At 43.1% G+C, this 18,054-nt stretch carries 10 protein-coding genes; 4 read left to right on the top strand and 6 right to left on the bottom strand.

Annotation, left to right across the window (positions count from 1 at the left end; genetic code table 11):
- Positions 1-6: 6 nt before the first annotated feature.
- The 3 genes from CHB62_RS00725 to CHB62_RS00715 form a co-directional block, all read right to left on the bottom strand.
- Positions 7-2,700 carry a 4-alpha-glucanotransferase gene (locus CHB62_RS00725; protein ID WP_089365276.1) on the bottom strand — a complete coding sequence of 898 codons (2,694 nt, stop codon included), beginning with the start codon at positions 2,698-2,700 and terminating at the stop codon, positions 7-9.
- 802 nt (positions 2,701-3,502) lie between these two features.
- Positions 3,503-4,828: an MFS transporter gene (locus tag CHB62_RS00720; RefSeq protein ID WP_089365275.1), complete on the bottom strand. Its 1,326-nt coding sequence runs from the start codon at positions 4,826-4,828 to the stop codon at positions 3,503-3,505.
- Positions 4,829-5,000: 172 nt separating this feature from the next.
- Positions 5,001-6,026 carry a LacI family DNA-binding transcriptional regulator gene (locus CHB62_RS00715; protein WP_089365274.1) on the bottom strand — a complete coding sequence of 342 codons (1,026 nt, stop codon included), beginning with the start codon at positions 6,024-6,026 and terminating at the stop codon, positions 5,001-5,003.
- Positions 6,027-6,310: 284 nt separating this feature from the next.
- Between CHB62_RS00715 and CHB62_RS00710 the strand changes: the two genes are divergently transcribed.
- The 4 genes from CHB62_RS00710 to CHB62_RS00695 all read left to right on the top strand — a co-directional run bounded on the left by CHB62_RS00710 (position 6,311) and on the right by CHB62_RS00695 (position 13,407).
- The gene (locus tag CHB62_RS00710; RefSeq protein WP_089365273.1) at positions 6,311-9,376 is read left to right on the top strand and encodes a SusC/RagA family TonB-linked outer membrane protein; all 3,066 of its coding nucleotides are present in this window, start codon (positions 6,311-6,313) and stop codon (positions 9,374-9,376) included.
- 22 nt (positions 9,377-9,398) lie between these two features.
- Positions 9,399-11,030, top strand: a complete 1,632-nt coding sequence (locus CHB62_RS00705) for a RagB/SusD family nutrient uptake outer membrane protein (protein WP_089365272.1) — start codon at positions 9,399-9,401, stop codon at positions 11,028-11,030.
- 105 nt (positions 11,031-11,135) lie between these two features.
- Positions 11,136-12,317, top strand: coding sequence for a SusE domain-containing protein (locus tag CHB62_RS00700; protein WP_089365371.1), 1,182 nt, complete (start codon positions 11,136-11,138; stop codon positions 12,315-12,317).
- A gap of 82 nt (positions 12,318-12,399) precedes the next feature.
- Positions 12,400-13,407: an Outer membrane protein SusF domain-containing protein gene (locus CHB62_RS00695; protein WP_089365271.1), complete on the top strand. Its 1,008-nt coding sequence runs from the start codon at positions 12,400-12,402 to the stop codon at positions 13,405-13,407.
- Between the two features lie 331 nt (positions 13,408-13,738).
- Here the strand turns inward: CHB62_RS00695 and CHB62_RS00690 are convergent, their stop codons facing one another.
- From CHB62_RS00690 to CHB62_RS00680, 3 genes are read right to left on the bottom strand one after another with little or no spacing between them, the layout of a single operon-like run.
- Positions 13,739-16,285 (bottom strand): outer membrane beta-barrel family protein, encoded by a 2,547-nt coding sequence (locus CHB62_RS00690; RefSeq protein WP_089365270.1) that lies wholly within the window; start codon positions 16,283-16,285, stop codon positions 13,739-13,741.
- Positions 16,286-16,289: 4 nt separating this feature from the next.
- Entirely contained in the window at positions 16,290-16,982 is a 693-nt protein-coding gene (locus CHB62_RS00685; RefSeq protein WP_089365269.1) for a DUF4974 domain-containing protein, read from the bottom strand.
- A complete protein-coding gene (locus CHB62_RS00680) occupies positions 16,979-17,473 on the bottom strand; it encodes a sigma-70 family RNA polymerase sigma factor (protein WP_089365268.1) in 495 nt (164 codons plus the stop codon). Before CHB62_RS00680 ends, CHB62_RS00685 begins: the two co-directional genes overlap by 4 nt.
- Positions 17,474-18,054: the final 581 nt, after the last annotated feature.

Here is an 18,054-nt window from a genome sequence, read left to right as displayed (position 1 = left end):
TTCTTATTAGCGAGCAGCCTGATAGATCAGGTCTGTTATCTGCTCATTGAATGTCTTATTCTTCATCAAGTCTTCAATACTAACGTGCATACGATAACGCCAGTAATGCTTTGGATTAGACGGAACATTGATACGCTCGGCATTAGGGTCAGCCAGACGCAATTCCTCATCAATGCTCATCCAGTCTTGAATACCGAGGATGCAGAGTAGACTTGGGGATGTCAGGTGACGGCTAACGATATCTCTTGCCAACCAACCTGGTAATGGGTGAGGAGCAGGACCACCACGATGTAGCATGCTGTTGAAGTAGTCTTGCGTACGTTCCCAGTCTTCATCCCACCACTGACGTAGGGTAGCCATGTCGTGAGTAGATATGGTGCTAACGCTGCGGTAAGGGTTCTCACTGAGATAGCCAAAGCGCACCTTCGGGTTCTTAGGCATACTTTGAATCTCAAGACTGAGGATACGAAGCTCGTTCATCACCCATGCCACGCAATCAGGAACCATTCCTAAGTCTTCTGCACAGACAAGCATACGAGTTGCATTGACCAACTTAGGTAGTTTCTTCATTGCCTCTTGATACCAGAACTGGTTGTTACGACGATAGTAGTAGTCGTTGTAGAGCTTATTAAAGATAGCCTTATCACTATCGTAGAGTGTCTCGTAAATGAAATCGAACTGTACGCTGATGCGTGGATGGAAGCGGTTTGGATCCTTGTGATCACGAACGAAGAGAACGTCACTAATCAAAGCGTAGAGTCCATCACGCAACCAGATATCTACATCAGAGGTCTTACCAGCAAATGCTTTCTCCACCTTTCGCTGTGTATCAAAGGCTGGACGCATCTTATATCTGTCGCCCCATACGTGTTCAACATACTTTTGTTTCACCTCCTCAGCATGCTCACGGAAAATACGGTCGAGCACCCAGTCTGTTATAAATGGTTCTGTGAATAGTTCCTCCTGCCAATGTAGACCGTAGCCTTCCACCTCCTCACGGCTCATACCGAGTGCTGGAGAGAACTGACCAAGTAGGCCGTGTACCGAATGGATAGGTATTTCCCAAATGCGGAAGAAGCCGAGAACGTGGTCGATGCGGTAAGCATCAAAGTATTTCGCCATATTCTGGAAGCGTCTTACCCACCATTGACATCCGTCTTTAATCATCTCATCCCAGTTGTAAGTAGGGAACCCCCAGTTCTGACCATTTACTGAGAAATCATCAGGTGGAGCACCAGCTTGACCGTTAAGGTTGAAGTAGCGTGGTTCTGTCCATACGTCACAGCCATAGCGATTGACGCCAATAGGGATGTCACCCTTAAGGATAATCTTGTGAGCCTGTGCGTATTCGTGTACTGCTTTGAGCTGACTACTCAGTACGAACTGTACGTAATAGAAGAAAGCCACCTCTTTATATGCCTTGTCCTTAGGGTTAGACAGAGCCTTACGGTCGGCCTCGTCCCATTGTTTATGGTCTGGCCAGTGAGAGAAATCGGCTGTGCCAAACTTGTCTCTCATGTATGAATACTGTGCGTAAGGTACGAGCCAGCTCTCTGTCTCAGCAAAGAAAGTCTTGAAAGCACTGCTTTCGAGCACCTTTTCTCCTTCCTGTTCAAAGAGCAGACGGAGGTATTCTGTCTTCGCATCGTTCACTCGCTCGTAGTCAATCTGTGGTAGAGCGTTAAGCTCCTTACGCAGTTTCTCAAACTTCTCACGCTGTTCCTTATCCTTCAACTCAGGTAGTGAGGTAAGGTCAGCATACTGAGGATGGAGGGCAAAGATAGAGATACAGCTATAAGGATAGGAGTCAGTCCAAGTATGTGTGATAGTTGTATCGTTGATAGGAAGAATTTGCAAAGCCCGCTGATGGGTCATACTCACCCAGTCAATCATCTTCTTCAAGTCGCCAAAGTCGCCAATACCGAAGCTTGTCTGCGAACGGAGAGAGAAGAGAGGGACCAATGTTCCTGCAACGCGAACGGCTGGGAGTGGGAAAGCAGCTTCTGCCAACTCATATACAACAACGTCGCCTTCCTCCATTGTAGGCAATGTCAAGGTGCGATTGTCGCTGTATTCCCATACAATATTCTCATTATTATCATTGTTCTTAATGAGGAACTTCACCTCAATCTGGTCTCCAACGAGTTTTGAAGCATCTAAGGTATAACTCCACTCGTTGATGTTATGCTGTACCATCTTGAGTGCTTTCTTCACATTCCAAGCACCCAATGCAGGTTCAGCACCAACGAGATAGAGCTCATCGGTAGCTCCTAACTGTGGTGCACGCACCTTCAGTGTGACAGCTTTGTTATAGTTATTAAGCTTACATTTAGCTACCTTCTTACCAACAACACAATCGGTGATGGCAGAGGTGTAGAGGTAAGCGTTGTCAGGAATGTCACTCCAGTGGTCGTAAACACGATAGGTCAGGCTGCGTTCTGTATCGAAATCTAATTTATGATGGAGTACGCCCCATTCCTTCCGCTGCTCGTTATCGCCACAGAGAATACTGTAGTAATATTCAATATGCGTTCCAGGCTTAGCGTCCTTCTTCACTTCTACCTCCCAGTGGTAGCCGTCTGACGTGCGCATTCTGTACTGTGAGGCCTCAACAGCCCCGTTATGATGACCTGTAATGATGTTTAAGACAAGGTCTTGACCGTAATAGGTCTGGTAGTCTATGTGAAATTGTATGTTCATAGAGTTGGGTAGTTATTTTGCTTCAAAGATAATAATATTAATTAGAAAAAGCAACACCCATACACATGATTTATATCAATTTATATGCAATCGTTTGCATAGTGACAGATTGGTGATAATTCATGGCTAATGAACTGTCGCTCTATGAGGATGGATAAAACTTGGTTTTCACGGTCTTCTAACAATCTTTTCCTTGCGTGTCGGTAGTCTTTATCGTTGTTGTTTAGCCCAAACACAACTCGAGTTGGATTGTGGCATCTTGGTTGAATAACGAGGAATAAACTTTGTGATAAGGACTATAATACTTGTAAACGATGGTTGGCGAACGTATAGGAAGATGTTTATTCGATGGTTATACATGGTGATTTACAACATTCATAACGTCTATTTCCTACCGAACCCATTGTCTTTTATGATTTCTTTTCATGAAGAGAAATATTTATTTACGTGAAAAGAAATATTTTTTTTCATGAAGAAAAATATTTTTTTTCATGAAAATAATTCGAAGAAAAGAGGTGGATTGGGATGAAGAAAACCAAAGGTAATGTTTTTCTCGTTGATTGATAAGGCGATAGAAAACTAACTGTAAGCGTGTCTTACACGCTATCCTAAGTTTCTGTTTAGTGTCGGTAAGATGATAGAAAACTAAATGTAGGCAGCGCTTAGACGCTACTTTAGATTTCTGTTTAGGATTGATAAGCTGAAAGAAAACCGATGGCAAGCAAAAGGAAAGGTGTGCTGAAACACTTTTCAGCACACCCTTAAATTCAGAGAGATTATAAAAAAGTTATTGTTACCCTTGTTATGCAGGCCGCTTCACCTTGATAATTCCAACGGAGAGTGCACCGAGGAAGAGGGAAACACCTGCTACAATCATCATATTACTTTGTACGGAACCAACCATCTGAAGTATCACTCCGCCAATAGCAGCAGCAATAATCTGTGGTATACAGATAGTTCCGTTGAACAGTCCGAGATAAGCTCCCATGTGCCCATAACCCTCAAGTGCGTTGGTGACGAAGGTGAATGGCATTGCCAAGATAGCTGCCCATGCACATCCGATGAGGAGGAATGGAATGAACATCATGTACTGATCATGTACGAAAGCTGCGAGAACAAAACCTGCAGCACCTAAGATAAGCGAGAAGGAGTATGCGAGTTTGGTGTTCTTGAACTGTGGAAGAATCATTGCCCAGACTACTGATCCTATAGCTTGAATGGCAAAGAGAATACCTACCCAGTTGCCTGCTTCTTGATAACCCTTTGTCATTGTAGCATCATGAGCAAGCATGTCTACACCCCAACAGTTGGCTGCTACGGTTCCATTCGTGTATGTCCACATATACATAAAGGCAAACCAGCTAAAGAACTGTACCAAACCTACCTTCCAGAAGGTCGATGGTGCAAACTTTAATAAGGTGAAGACATTAGACTTTGAAGTCTCTTCTTTCTTCTCAACGGTATGGTATTCGGCATAAACCTTTGGTGGCATCTCCTTTACCTTGGCTGTGGTATAGATAACACAGAGGATGAGGATGGCTGCACCGATATAGAAAGAATAGACCACAGAGTCAGGTACTACACCCGATGGAGCCTGGTTGGAGATACCTAAGAAAGTGAAGAAGAATGGGAAAACATAGCCTGCTATAGAGCCAGCATTGCAGAGGAAGCTCTGAATAGAGTAGGCGAGCGTTTTTTGTTTCTCATTGACCATGTCGCCTACTAACATCTTAAATGGCTGCATAGCCATGTTGATACTTGTGTCAAGGAACATCAATGAGATGAGACCAAATATCATAGCTGTAGAGACAGCCATACCTAAAGAACCCGCATTCGGCAAAAGGCACATCACAAGAACAGCAACGGCTGCACCTACGAAGAGGTAAGGGATGCGGCGTCCGAAGCGTGTCCACGTCATGTCAGAGAGTGTTCCAACAATCGGTTGCACGACGATACCCATTAGAGGCGGGAGTATCCAGAAGTAGCTAAGATTATGAGGGTCAGCACCTAAAGTTGCAAAGATACGAGAGATGTTGGCGCTCTGTAGTGCGTAGGCAATTTGCACTCCAAAGAATCCAAAGCTGAGATTCCAAAGTTGCCAGAAGCTTAAGTTAGGTTTTTGTTTCATTGTTATGTTAGTTTTTGTGCCTCTTTGACTCCCTCTGAAGAGGGTGTACGAAGCTTGTGTTGTTTGTTTTCTTTTGAAGAGAGGACTATTAGGCTTATAAGGCCTATAGGGCTAATATGCCCAATAAAGTCCTCTGAACTCCCCTCTTTCGGAGGGGTTGGGGGAGATTCCCTCACCTTGTTGTCCCTCTAAGGATGAGTCTTGTCCTCACCACTCGTCTCTCCACACGATTCTTAGGAAGTCTTCCCTCCACTTGATCGATGAGAATACTTGCAGCTTCTTCACCCACGCGTACTCCCCGTTGTTCGACAGTTGTCAGCATAGGATCGCAGGCAATGGCACGTTGACCATTAGTAAAACCACAGATAGAGACGTCTTCAGGCACACGAAACCCTAATCGTTTACATGAATAGAGAATACCGATAGCTGTGTCGTCGTTGACTGCAAAGAACGCATCTGGTGGTTGAGGAAGTTGCATAACGTCTGGAGTAATAAGCTCGGCATCTGCTCTATTGTCGCAGTTCCTTATCAGTTGCTCATCAGGATGCATCCCATTCTTCAGTAGGGCATCGCGGTATCCGTTATAGCGGTTCTTTGCTATTTCCATTGTTAACGAAGTACCATAATAAGCAATACGCTTGCAGCCTATATTAATAAGGTGTGTGACAGCCGTGAAGGCACCCATATAATCATCAACAACCACTCGGCTGGCATTGACTCCCGTACTGATACGATCGTAGAAGACCAGTGGTACACCTTTTTCTAAGAGTGTTTGGAAATGGTCATACTTAGTAGTATTCTTCGCTTGAGAGACGATGATGCCACATACCTTACTCTCTGAGAAAGCCCGACAAATCTTAACTTCGTTCTCATAGTTCTCTTTGCTCTGTGCAACCATAAGTCGATAGCCATGTGAAGAAGCCTCTTCTTCTATGCCAGAGAGGATAGATGAGAAATAGAAATGGGCGAGTTGAGGGACGATAACACCGATAATTTTCATCGGCTGTACCTTACTCTTGCGCAGACTCTCTGCAAGGATGTTAGGATAGAAGTTATGTTCTTGTGCATACTTCTTTATTTCCTCTCTCTTTTCAGCAGATATTCGAGGGCTGTCTTTGAGCGCACGAGAGACTGTAGCAACGGAGACTCCGAGGTCGCGTGCTATATCTTTCATTGTTATGTTGGTTGAGTCACTCATGCGATTTAGCCTTGTTTTTAGTCTATCACATTGTTTTATAACGCAAATATACACATTTTTTACAAATCTGTTGACCTATATCAATTTATTTATTTTATATTTGTTTGTGCAATCGTTTGCGCTTACTATTTTGCAAATTCAACGCAAAAATAGTATAAAGTAGCTTAATCTCAACTAACTTTGCAGCAGAGTAAGCCCATAAAACGGCTATTAACCTAACTTTGATAGAGCTAAACGAATATATTACTTTAATCAATTTATAAATTACTTTAACAATAACAAAGATGAAGCAGGTAAAATGCAAATTTCCTGTTAGGATGGTGACACTATTATTGAGTCTATTCCTTTCAGTTAGTGCCTTTGCGCAGTCTACGATAAAGGGACAGGTGAAGGATGCTACTGGTGAGCCAATCATTGGTGCTTCTGTCCTTATCAATGGGACAAGTAATGGTACAGTGACCGACCTTGATGGTAACTTCTCTGTCAATGTACAGCCGGGTGCAACTTTGACAATCTCCTACATTGGGTTCCAGAAGCAGCAGGTGGCTGCAGCCAATGGTATGGTAATTACACTTCAGGAAGACCAAGCACAGCAGATGAATGAGGTTGTTGTTATTGGTTATGGTGCTGTTAAGAAGAGTGACCTTACGGGTTCTGTAACAGCGTTAAAGCCAGACAGCAAGAATAAGGGTCTTGTCGTTAATGCGCAGGATATGCTCGCTGGTAAAGTTGCCGGTGTGAGTGTGACAAGCGATGGTGGTACTCCTGGTGGCGGTTCTAATATCCGCATTCGTGGAGGTTCATCTCTTAACGCATCTAACAATCCATTGATTGTGATTGATGGTGTGGCTATGGACCAGACAGGTATTAAGGGTGTTAGCAATCCTCTGTCACTCGTAAACCCACAGGATATTGAGTCTTTCAACGTTTTGAAGGATGCTTCAGCAACAGCAATCTATGGTTCTCGTGGTTCAAATGGTGTTATCATCATTACAACCAAGAAAGGACGTCGTGGCTTGCAGGTGTCTTATAATGGTAGCTTTACGGTGAGTAGAAATTCAAAGAATCTTGATGTGTTGTCTGCTGACGAGTATCGTAGTCTCATAGCAAATAAGTTTGGTACTGATCTCTACACCCTCGATGCTAATGGTAATCAAGTTCCAACAGCTTATGCACGTCTTGGTAAGGCTAATACTAACTGGCAGAATGAAATCTTCCGTACAGCCATTGGACATGACCATAACGTAGCTATCTCTGGACAGGCAGCTAATTGGTTGCCTTATCGTGTAAGTGCTGGATACACAAACCAGCAGGGTATCATCAAAACTTCTAACTTTGAACGTTTTACAGGAGCCTTGACTTTGAACCCTTCACTTTTGAACGACCACTTGAAGGTGACGTTGAACGCAAAGGGAATGTGGACTAAGAACCGCTATGCTGATGGTGAGGCAATTAAGGCTGCACGCCAGTTTGACCCAACACAGCCTGTTCGTGCTAATGGCTTTGATAATTTCGGAGGTTATTACCAATGGTTAGATATTGGTACAGCACTCAATGACCCTACATGGCCACAAACCTATTATTCATTGGCAACAAAGAACCCTGTGTCTATTCTTAACCTAAAGAACGATCGTGCTATCAGCCGTGATTTCTTGGGAAGTGCCGATGTTGACTATAAAGTACATGGCTTTGAAGATCTCCGTTTACATGTTACTGCTGGTATAGATATCGCTAAGGGTCGTCAGGATACAGATGTAGACCCAGCTTCTCCACAGGCAACCTATTATGGTTCATACGGATGGGAAACACAGTTGAAGCGCAATATGCAACTTTCTGCATACGCTCAATACTATCATGACTTCAATGATAAAGCGAAGAACCACTTCGATATTATGGCAGGTTATGAATGGGCTCATTTCTGGCATAACACGCATAACTCTTATTGGAGCTACTACCCAAAGACAAACAATGATGCGACACTTGCAGGTACTGAACGCAACCGCACCAAGTATGACTATGCGACAGAGAACTACCTCGTATCCTTCTTCGGTCGTGCCAACTGGTCTTTGATGGATGGTCGTTACATGGTAACAGCAACCGTACGTGAGGATGGCTCATCACGTTTCAAGGAGCATTGGGCATTGTTCCCATCATTTGCTTTCGCTTGGCGTATGAACGAAGAGAACCTAATGAAGCAGATTGATTGGTTGTCTGACCTCAAGTTACGTCTTAGCTGGGGTATGACTGGTCAGCAAGAAGGTATTGGTGATTACAACTACTTCGCTGTTTATGAGATGAATACAGGTATCGAATCTTACTATCCTGTCTATGGCGATGGTACGTTAGCACGTCCAAAGGCATACGACCCAAGTCTGAAGTGGGAGACAACCACCTCTTATAATGTAGGATTGGATTGGGGTATTCTTAAGCAGCGCCTTACAGGTAGCGTTGATTGGTACTATCGTAAGACAAGCGACCTGCTTAATAGTGCAACAGTGTCAGCTGGTTCAAACTTCCGTAACCAGGTAATGAGTAACATCGGTTCGATGTATAACACGGGTGTTGAAGCAAGTATCCATTGGTTGGCAGTGAACGCTAAGGATTTCAACTGGACAATGGATTACAACTTCACCTATAACTATAATAAGATTACTAACCTAAATGGTGGTAATGATGCAGACTACTTTGTTCCAACAGGTGGTATCTCTGCTGGTACAGGTGGTAACATTCAGGCACAGCATGTAGGCAATGCTGTCAACTCATTCCACGTCTTCCAGCAGGTATATGATAAGAATGGTAAGCCAATAGAAGGTGTGGTTGTTGACCGCAACGGTGATGGTAAGATTACAGATGCAGATAAGTATTATTACAAGGCACCTGCTGCTCCAGTAACCATGGGCTTTGCTTCTCGCTTTGAGTATCGTAACTGGGACCTTGGTTTTGCTCTCCGTGCAAGTCTTGGTAACTATGTTTACAATGATGCTTTCGCAAGTGTTGCCAATATGTCAAACTCTGAGTTGTTCTCAAAGAGTAAGTTTCTTGTTAACCGTCCAACGGACGTCTTGGCTGACAACTGGCAGACAACAGAGACAAAGTCTATACAGACTGATTACTGGGTACGGAATGCTTCATTCTTAAAGATGGATAATGTTACACTTGGTTATAGCTTTAGTAACCTCCTAAAGCAGGGTACATGGAATGGTATCTCTGGTCGAGTTTATGGTACAGTGAACAATGTGTTCTGTCTTACTAAGTATAAGGGACTTGATCCAGAGGTATTCAATGGTATTGACAATAACCTCTATCCACGTCCAATATCATTCATCTTGGGTCTGAACTTGAATTTCTAATCCATATAAAAGAGTAGTTACAATGAATAACATTAAATATATATTCTCTGCAGCAGCCTTTATGCTGTCTGTAGGACTAACCTCTTGTACAAGTGATTTGGATGTTAATCCAATTGATCCAAACCTAAAGACAAAGGTTAATACAAAGGCTGAAAGCGCCTTAAACAAGTGCTATGCCACCATCGCAATGGCAGGTAATGGAGGAGCTAATGGTGATAGTGATGTCGATGGTATAGATGGTGGTACGAGTGGTTATATCCGTCAGTTGTTCAATACACAAGAGCTTACAACCGACGAAGCCATCTGTGCTTGGGGTGGTGATGAAGGTATTCTTAACTTTAACTTCAATACTTACGATGCCTCACATCCTATGTTGAAGGGCTTTTATAGCCGTCTTTACGCAGGTATTACTTACTGTAATCAGTATCTTGCTGACTATGGTGACTATAACGAAAAGATGTCTGCTGAGGCTCGTTTCCTCCGTGCTTTGAATTATTATTACCTCTTAGATGAGTTCGGTAACGTACCATTTACGACTGCAATATCGTCTAGTAATCCTGCTCGTATTGAACGTGCTGATCTTTACAAGTGGCTTGTTGATGAACTAAAGACCAATGTTGAGCCTAAGTTAGGCGAACCACAACCAAAGACATCAGCAACTGCTGGCTATGGTAGTGTTGATAAGGCTGCTGCATGGATGCTCTTAGCTCGTCTTTATCTGAATGCTGAGGTTTATACAGGTACAGCTGACTGGGCTAATGCTAAGCTATATGCAAAGAAGGTCATCGACTCTCCTTATAAGCTCTACACAACTAAGAAAGGACAGTGGAGTGCTTATCAACAGCTCTTCATGGGCGATAATGGCGAGAGTGGAGCATCTGTTGAGGCTATCTTCCCAATCCTCCAAGATGGTAAGACAACTACCTCATACGGTACAACTCTTTACCTCATGGCAGGCTCAAATGACAACAGCGAGCATATAAAGGATGCTACTACAAAGGGTAACAACACAACTGCAGGATGGGCTGGTAACCGTATGCGCCCAGACTTAGTACAGAAGTTCTTCCCTAACAACGATGCGCCTAATATTGGTGCATACGCTATGCCAGCTGCTGCCGATGATGATCGTGCGCTCTTCGATGGTGATGGTAGAAACGTAGATAATGGTAATAATGAAACTGATGTGAAAGTGTTTACCAACGGATTTGCCGTTTGTAAGTTCACTAACTTTAAGACGGACGGTTCTGCTGGCCATAACTCAAGTTTCCCAGATACCGATTTCTTCCTCATGCGTGCTGCTGAAGCTTATCTGATATATGCAGAGGCTGATGCTCGTATGAATGGTGGAACGACAACAACTGATGGTGCACAGTATATCAACGACGTACGTCGTCGTGCGCACGCTACCACTCATACCGCTTATTCTCTGCGTCAGATCTGTGACGAATGGAGCCGTGAGTTCTACTTCGAGGGTCTCCGTCGCACAACACTCATACGTTTCGGTTACTTTGGAGGTAATGTTAACTATAACTGGAGTTGGAAGGGTGGCGTCAAGAGCGGCCGTAACTTTGATACTCACCTCAATCTCTTCCCTATTCCTTCATCTGACTTGACTGCCAACGAAAATCTTGTTCAGAACCAAGGATATAATTAAGGTATATGCCAATACTTAGCTGATGGCGCACACCAGAGGCTAAGTATTGGATAGAAAGAAGATTGAACAATCGAATAGAACATAAATGATTAAATGATAATTAATATGAAATCAATAATAAAGTCATCATTGTTATTGTGTGCAGGTGTAGCGTTGTTCTCTGCTTGTGACAAGGACTTGGACCATAATCCAACCCTTCAAACACCAAAGACATTCAAGCTGAATACTCCTACCTACGCTGCACAGACAGTTGACCTAAAGGTTGCTGATAAGTTGAACTTCACTTGGTCACAGCCAGAATATGGTGCTCCGATAGCTGCCGAGTATGGTATGCAATTCTCAACTACCAATAAGTGGACTAAATCAGTCGACAAGGTAGTTGATATGGATGCTGAACGTGGCGACTACGCGCCTGTTGGTACACCAACAGGAACATGTAGTACGTCGGTTAGTGCAGCCGAACTTGCGACCGCAATAGAGAAGATGGAGCGTTATGAGGAAGGTCATGTGCCAGCCAGCCAAGACCTCTATGCACGTGTTTACTCACTCGTTAATGGCGATACCATCTATTCAAATGCCGTTAAAGTGAACGTTGCTCCTTATTATGTTGAGCTATCTGATGCTCCTGTTGAGACCTGGTACCTCGTTGGTGGTAGCTTCGGTGATGGCTCATGGGGCAATACTCAGGTCGTACCTTTGCTTCCACAGGAAGGTCAGGAATATGACAAGAAAACGGGTAAGGGCGTTATCTCTTGGACTGGTTACCTGTCAACAGCAGGCTTCAAGTTGAAGAAGAACCCTGCAAGTTGGGATGATGGTCAGGTTGGTCAGGGCGCAAGCTTTGGTGATTTCAAATATAACGATGGCGGCTCATCAGATATTAAAGTGCCAACAGCAGGCTACTATACGATTACATTCGATACAAAGAATCCTAAGTTAAAGATTGTACCTTACACTGGTGCTGCACCTACTGTCTATACTTCAATGGCATTGCCAGGCAAGCACGATGGATGGACTGTTGCTGGTGGTACACCAATGACTGCAGAAACATCTGTTGTTGAGAACCACGATTGGAAGGCTACAGTGACATTCACAGAGAAGTCAACCGGTGCTGATGGCGAAGGCTGCAAGTTTGCTGCCAATGGCACATGGGACGTAAATTGGGGTGCTGAAAACTTCCCATACGGTGTTGCAACTAAGGGTGGCAAGAACGTTCGTAACTTGAAGGGAACGTACACAGTTTACTTCAACGACATCACTGGTCAGTATTCTTTCGTAAAACAATAACAAATAAAAGATACTTTTTAGAGGGTGTGTGTCTTTGGGCATAACCTTAGGGCACACCTTCTTCTTAATAACAAGAATTGATATGAAGAAGATATTAGTCTTAGCAAGTACTGCACTGCTCCTTGCTTCTTGTGGTAGCAATGAATATGAAGAGTGGGCTAAGCCACAGTCTAATGCTGAGGAGACGGCTAACTCTGTGAAGTTCACTGTAGCTGAAGCACCCGCAATCGACTTCAATACCGTGACAGCCGACTCTGTCCTGCTCTTTACTCCATCAGTGGTTTCAACTGATGCTGTTGCTGAACAGACCTTGACTGCCGTACTTTCTAATAACAATAAGACGGCAACCTTGAATGTTAGCGATGCGGGAAAGGTAAAGAGTACAGAACTGGTTTCAGCCATAGAGAACCTTTATGGTAAGAATGGCGACCAGCATGAAGTTGCCATGGCGGTGACCAATAAGATTAAATTACAGCGTGGCGAGGGCTATAGTCTGTCGCAGAATGTAAAGGCAAAGGTCACTTGTGTTGCTCCTGCCTTCACCCAGTATCTCTATATGTCGGGCGACGCTAATGGTTGGTCATTCAGCAATCCGCTCTATAGTCCAGCTGCCGATGGCAAGTACACAGGCTTTATGTATCTCAATCAGAACGGCTTTAAGTTTGCTACCCAACAGGATTGGAATGGTACTGACTATGGTCAGGATCTTGTAGAAAAGGGTGCTAACATCGTAATGACTGAGCCTGCTGGTTTCTACAAGGTAGACCTTGATCTGACCACGCAAAGCATTACTTACACCGCAATTAATAGTGTTGGTATCATTGGTTCTGCCACTCCTAATGGTTGGAGTTCAGATGCAGCAATGACCTACAATGCGGCTCAAAAGTGCTGGGAACTTGATAACGTAACCCTGACAACAGGTGAGATGAAGTTCCGTGCGAATAGTGATTGGGTGTTAGACTGGGGCGGTTCATTGGATAACATCACCTTTAAGGGCGGTAATATCAACGTAACAGCTGGCAAGTACAACATCAAGTTGTATCTCTCTTGTGACAGCAAGTCACACTGCACAATGGAGCTTGTTCCATAGACTCTGAATTTCTATTGATATATTTAAGGTGCGTTGGTTCGTTGTTAGCCAGCGCACTTTTTTTCATGCTTCTTGTGCATATCTGTCCCCGTGTCAGATATGTTTCATTCCCGTCTCAATCAATGAACCCCATCGTTTCAATACATGGAACGCAGGGTTTCAGTATATGGAACGCAGGGTTTCATCCTATGAAACGCATCGTCTCAAGCTTTGAAACGCACAGTCTCAAGCCTATGAAACACAGAGTTTCAAGTATTTGAGACACAGAGAATCAAAGCTTGAAACTCTCATTACCATGCGCTGGTAATGTCGTTATATGAGTTCTGCTTGGTTACAGTCTGGACTTCTCTGCATTGCCAGCACCCGTACCTTTGTATTTACTTCGCTTAGCATTAAAGTTGTAAGTTACGGTCAGTGAGACGGCGCGGGTGTAGTTGTAGCAATCTTTGTCTAATGTTGTTCCATAGCCACGGAGTGTCCATTGTTCACGTTCGGACTTGAAGATATCGTCCGCAGAGAGTATGAATATTAGACGATTATTGTAGAATGTTTTGCGAAAGGCGAGATTCATCCTTGCCCAACCATTGGATGTTTGGAAACCATCATATATCTTTGTGCGTGCTCTGAAGTCAACTCTTGCTATGAAAGTATTAGAGAAAGCAAACTGATTACGTAGTGAGATAGCAAAGCAGGGGTTGTTTTTTACTAATGTACCATTATCTAATGGTGCATGGAAACGCTGTTGGATATAATTGATTTCTGCTGTTGGCTGGTAGATTCCGAACTTAGGAGAAGCCGAGATACTTGCATAAAGGTTCTCAGAATGGTCGTAGTTGTAGGTTGAAGAGAATGAGATAGCCTGATTATTGTATAGTTTATGGGTCCAGAACATCACGTCTTTGTAGTACTTATAGCCTATAGAGATACTCAACCAACGATAGATTCCGTTTATTTCTACGTTGTGTATCTGTTCAGGATGCAGTTCCGGATTACCCCCTTCATAGGCATAACGATTGTTATACTGTATGAAGTTGCGCAGAGTACGGTAGCTTGGACGATGGATTTTGTTGCTATAATTGAGTTGAAAGCTCCATTTCTCATGATTCCATGATAGGGAAAAGGAGGGGAAGAGATTGCTGTAATGCTTACTGGCATCGTCTTGTTTCACTCCAAAAGAGTAATAGTCGGATGTCACATGCTCATATCTTAGTCCTGTGTTAAGTGTGAAATTGCCGAAAGAATGGGTATATTCAGTGAATAGCGCATGATACCTCTCCTTGATATTGGTCTCTGATGCCGCTACAATCTGCTCTTTGTTATTGAAATCTCCACGTGAGTTTGTGCTGGAAAGTTCCGTTCCCCAGTATATATTTCCGCCCCATAACGGGTGACTAAGAACCAGTTTCCCTGCCCAGAGGTTGCTGTGTTGATTACCCGTGGAGTGTACTTCACGGTTAGGGAACTCGTTGGAGTGTTCCGATTGGGCATGTCTTTCTTTTGTGCCTATACTCATGTAAGAAGCATTGAAGTCTATGCTAAGTTTTTCAAGCCGTCCCACATAATACAAGTCTGCTTGATGTCGAGCAGGAACACGCACTTCCACGTCTCCTTTCTGTGCTATTGTTCCTTCTAAAGTACCATTCTTATAGATGTTTTGGTTGTTATCTATAGACCCATCCATGTGATAGTCGGTGTAATAACGATAAGTTCCACCGATGGTATTGCTATCATTTATCAAGTAAGAAGCACCAATATTTTCGGAAAGGAGATTATGGTTAGCCTTGTATCTGATATGTTGTTGCGCCTCAATATCCTCTCTACTGGTATGTATTTGAGAGCAGAGATAATTCTTCTCTTGGTCTTTATAGTTCATCCAAGTGAGGTTATTGAAAAGCTCCCAGTGCTTAGTTCGATAGGTAAACTTGGTTGCCTCCGAACCTGTCCACTTTCCATTGTATTCTATCCGAGTATCATTGCGAAAGCTAAGACCGTCAGCTTGCCTGCGAATAGTTTTGATTCGGATGACAGACTGTACTTGTGCATCGTATTGCGCGCCGGGACTTGTAATGACTTCTACGCTCTTTATGTTGTCAGACTTTAGTTCCGTAAGTTCTTTCATATCGCTTATTCTGCGATTATTGACGTATATTAGCGGCGTACCCTTGGCAAACACCTGCACATTATCACCATTGGTTGTGACACGAGGGAGCTGTCCTAAGACATCCATAGCTGTTCCTAATTTCGATAAAAGGGAATTTTCAACGTTGATACTCATCCCTCCACTGGTCTGTTTGTATAGTGGACGGGACGTTTTAATGGTCACTTCCTTCAGTTTTAAGGCATCGGGTTGAAGCTGAATGATACCTGCTTGTTCTGTTGAAAAGGTACGATAAACTGGTTTATAACCCACGTAACTAATGCGGGCGATGACCTTTGATGGCTCAAATGGTACTACGAAGATACCACTCTCATTACTAACTCCACCTGATATAGCACTGGAGTCGACAACAGACAATAGTAGAACATTAGCGTAAGGCACTGGCTGTCCGGTCTCATCAATGACCTTTCCTGTCAGATGTCGCCTTGTCTTGTGTGTACATTCCACCATGATAACGTCTCCGCGACGTGTCATTCGGATGGGATAGAAGCCTATGAGTTGTTCAATAGCATCTGGAACACTCTTGTTCTTGATGTTAGTGGTGATGCGGAAATCCTCTAAGTCGTTGTAAATGAAGTTCACGGTGTATCGGTTTTGCAGTTGGTTTAACTCCTTCAATGCCTGTGCCATGGATACATTATTATATTGTCGACTGATACGTTGGGCTGATACTCCATGCGAGCCGATGAGGAGTAGCAGAATAATAAGAAACTTTTCCATAGCTTTACTCTATTGTTAATGTGTTATCAGAATAGCTAACTTTTACGCGGTCAAAGGCATTCAGCAGTTCTATATTCTGTTGAAGATTACACTGTCTATCCCATTTGAAGTAGAGACGGATGTGTGTTGATACTGGATTTAGCACTTTCACGTCGACATGATAATATGCTGCTATAGCATCAACGATGGTCTTCAAGGATGTATCCTCAAACACAATAGGTTGCGGAGGAATACTATCTGTCTTGTGAAGGAGTACTCGGTTAAGGCTGTCTGAAACTGCTTTGCGTTCTGCCTGCGCCTTCTTTATAGAGTCTGTAGCCGTTATATGAGGAGTTTTTGGGTGTGTTTCAACCTCCTCTTTACTACCAAAGAAAGGCAGAATACCCAACTGAACTGTAGCAGCAAACGCCAAGCCTGATATAAAGATGATACCGATAGTAGATGCCGCAATCCGCTTCCAGTTACGTCTTTGTGGTATAGAATGTTCTATCGCAAAATGTTCCCACTCGGCATTAACGTCTATGTCCTCATCCTCATGACGTTTCATTGCACGTTTAGTCATAGCCAGATAGGATGCAAACGCGCTTATCTCCTCATCCGCAAGCAGTGCTTCTATCTCTTTCGTCGTGTATTTCTCAGGATGATCCAGCATGTTGAGGAATATCCTTTGTTTCTCTTCTGATTGCTTGTTGTTCATTGTCTTGCTTGGTTAAGTTGCCTTTTAATGATGTTAATAGCCTCTGAAAGATGGTGATACACAGTTACTCTGCTCACTCCTAAGTCATCAGCAATGCGCTGGAAGGGTAGTCCTTGCACATGACGTAGGCGCAGAATCTGACGACGAATAGGCGGCTCTAAATGTTCAATGAGTAGCATTAGGTGGTCAAGTAGGGTTTCGTCATGTTCGGAGAGAATAGTCTCTGCATCATTCAAAAGTAGTTTTGAGGTCCTTTCTCGTATGTCTTTATGTGCAATAATATTCAGACAATGATTGCGAACAGCCCTTATTAAATAGCCTTCTTCCGTCTCTGGAAGCAGTATTATACCCTCTTCAAAAACCTTGGCAAACACATCACTCACCACGTCTTTACTTTCATCTTGATCGTAGAGAATCCCTTTTGCCACCCGATACATCGGTTGGTAATAACGCTTGAAAAGCCTTTCTATGTCAGTATTTTCATGTATCATACACTATTCTTACAGTTCAAAAGGTGGAAATGTAAAGCTTAACAATGATTTTTATTGTATTAGATTACAAAGGTAACGATTATACTTTAATAAGCTGTTTACTATCAAGAAAAACGTTAAAGTGCGCTGTTTGTATATCATTATGACTTATCTTCTCTCTTCAATGGTAGTCTTTTTCGTTATTGGTATACATTGTTTGTTTAAGGCATAGCCGTTGTTATCTATATTATAAGCCTTCGGTAAGGGTGTTACAAGCCTTTTGTAATGAATTGGAATGTTATTTTTTGGTTCTTCCGTTAAATGCGTAGATCGTTAATAGAATGAGATTAATATACATACATGGTAAGCTTACCGCCAATAAGATTGTTTTATAAGGGGGGTAAACTATATGATAAATGTAATTAGGTGTGATGCCAATCTGTCATCTATAACCTGCTTATTCCCTTATTAAATCATGTTTGTAAACTATTTTTGTACAGATCAAATCCAACACATGCTCTTTTGGCTTCTAAAAGACGCCCTTTTGGCTTGCAAAAGATACTCTTTAAGACCCTTACTAACGCCCTTTTGAACACCAATTA

It is taken from the genome of Prevotella jejuni, from assembly GCF_900187995.1.
GTDB classification, from domain to species: Bacteria; Bacteroidota; Bacteroidia; order Bacteroidales; family Bacteroidaceae; genus Prevotella; species Prevotella jejuni.
This window is presented reverse-complemented; position numbering and strand designations above follow the sequence as displayed.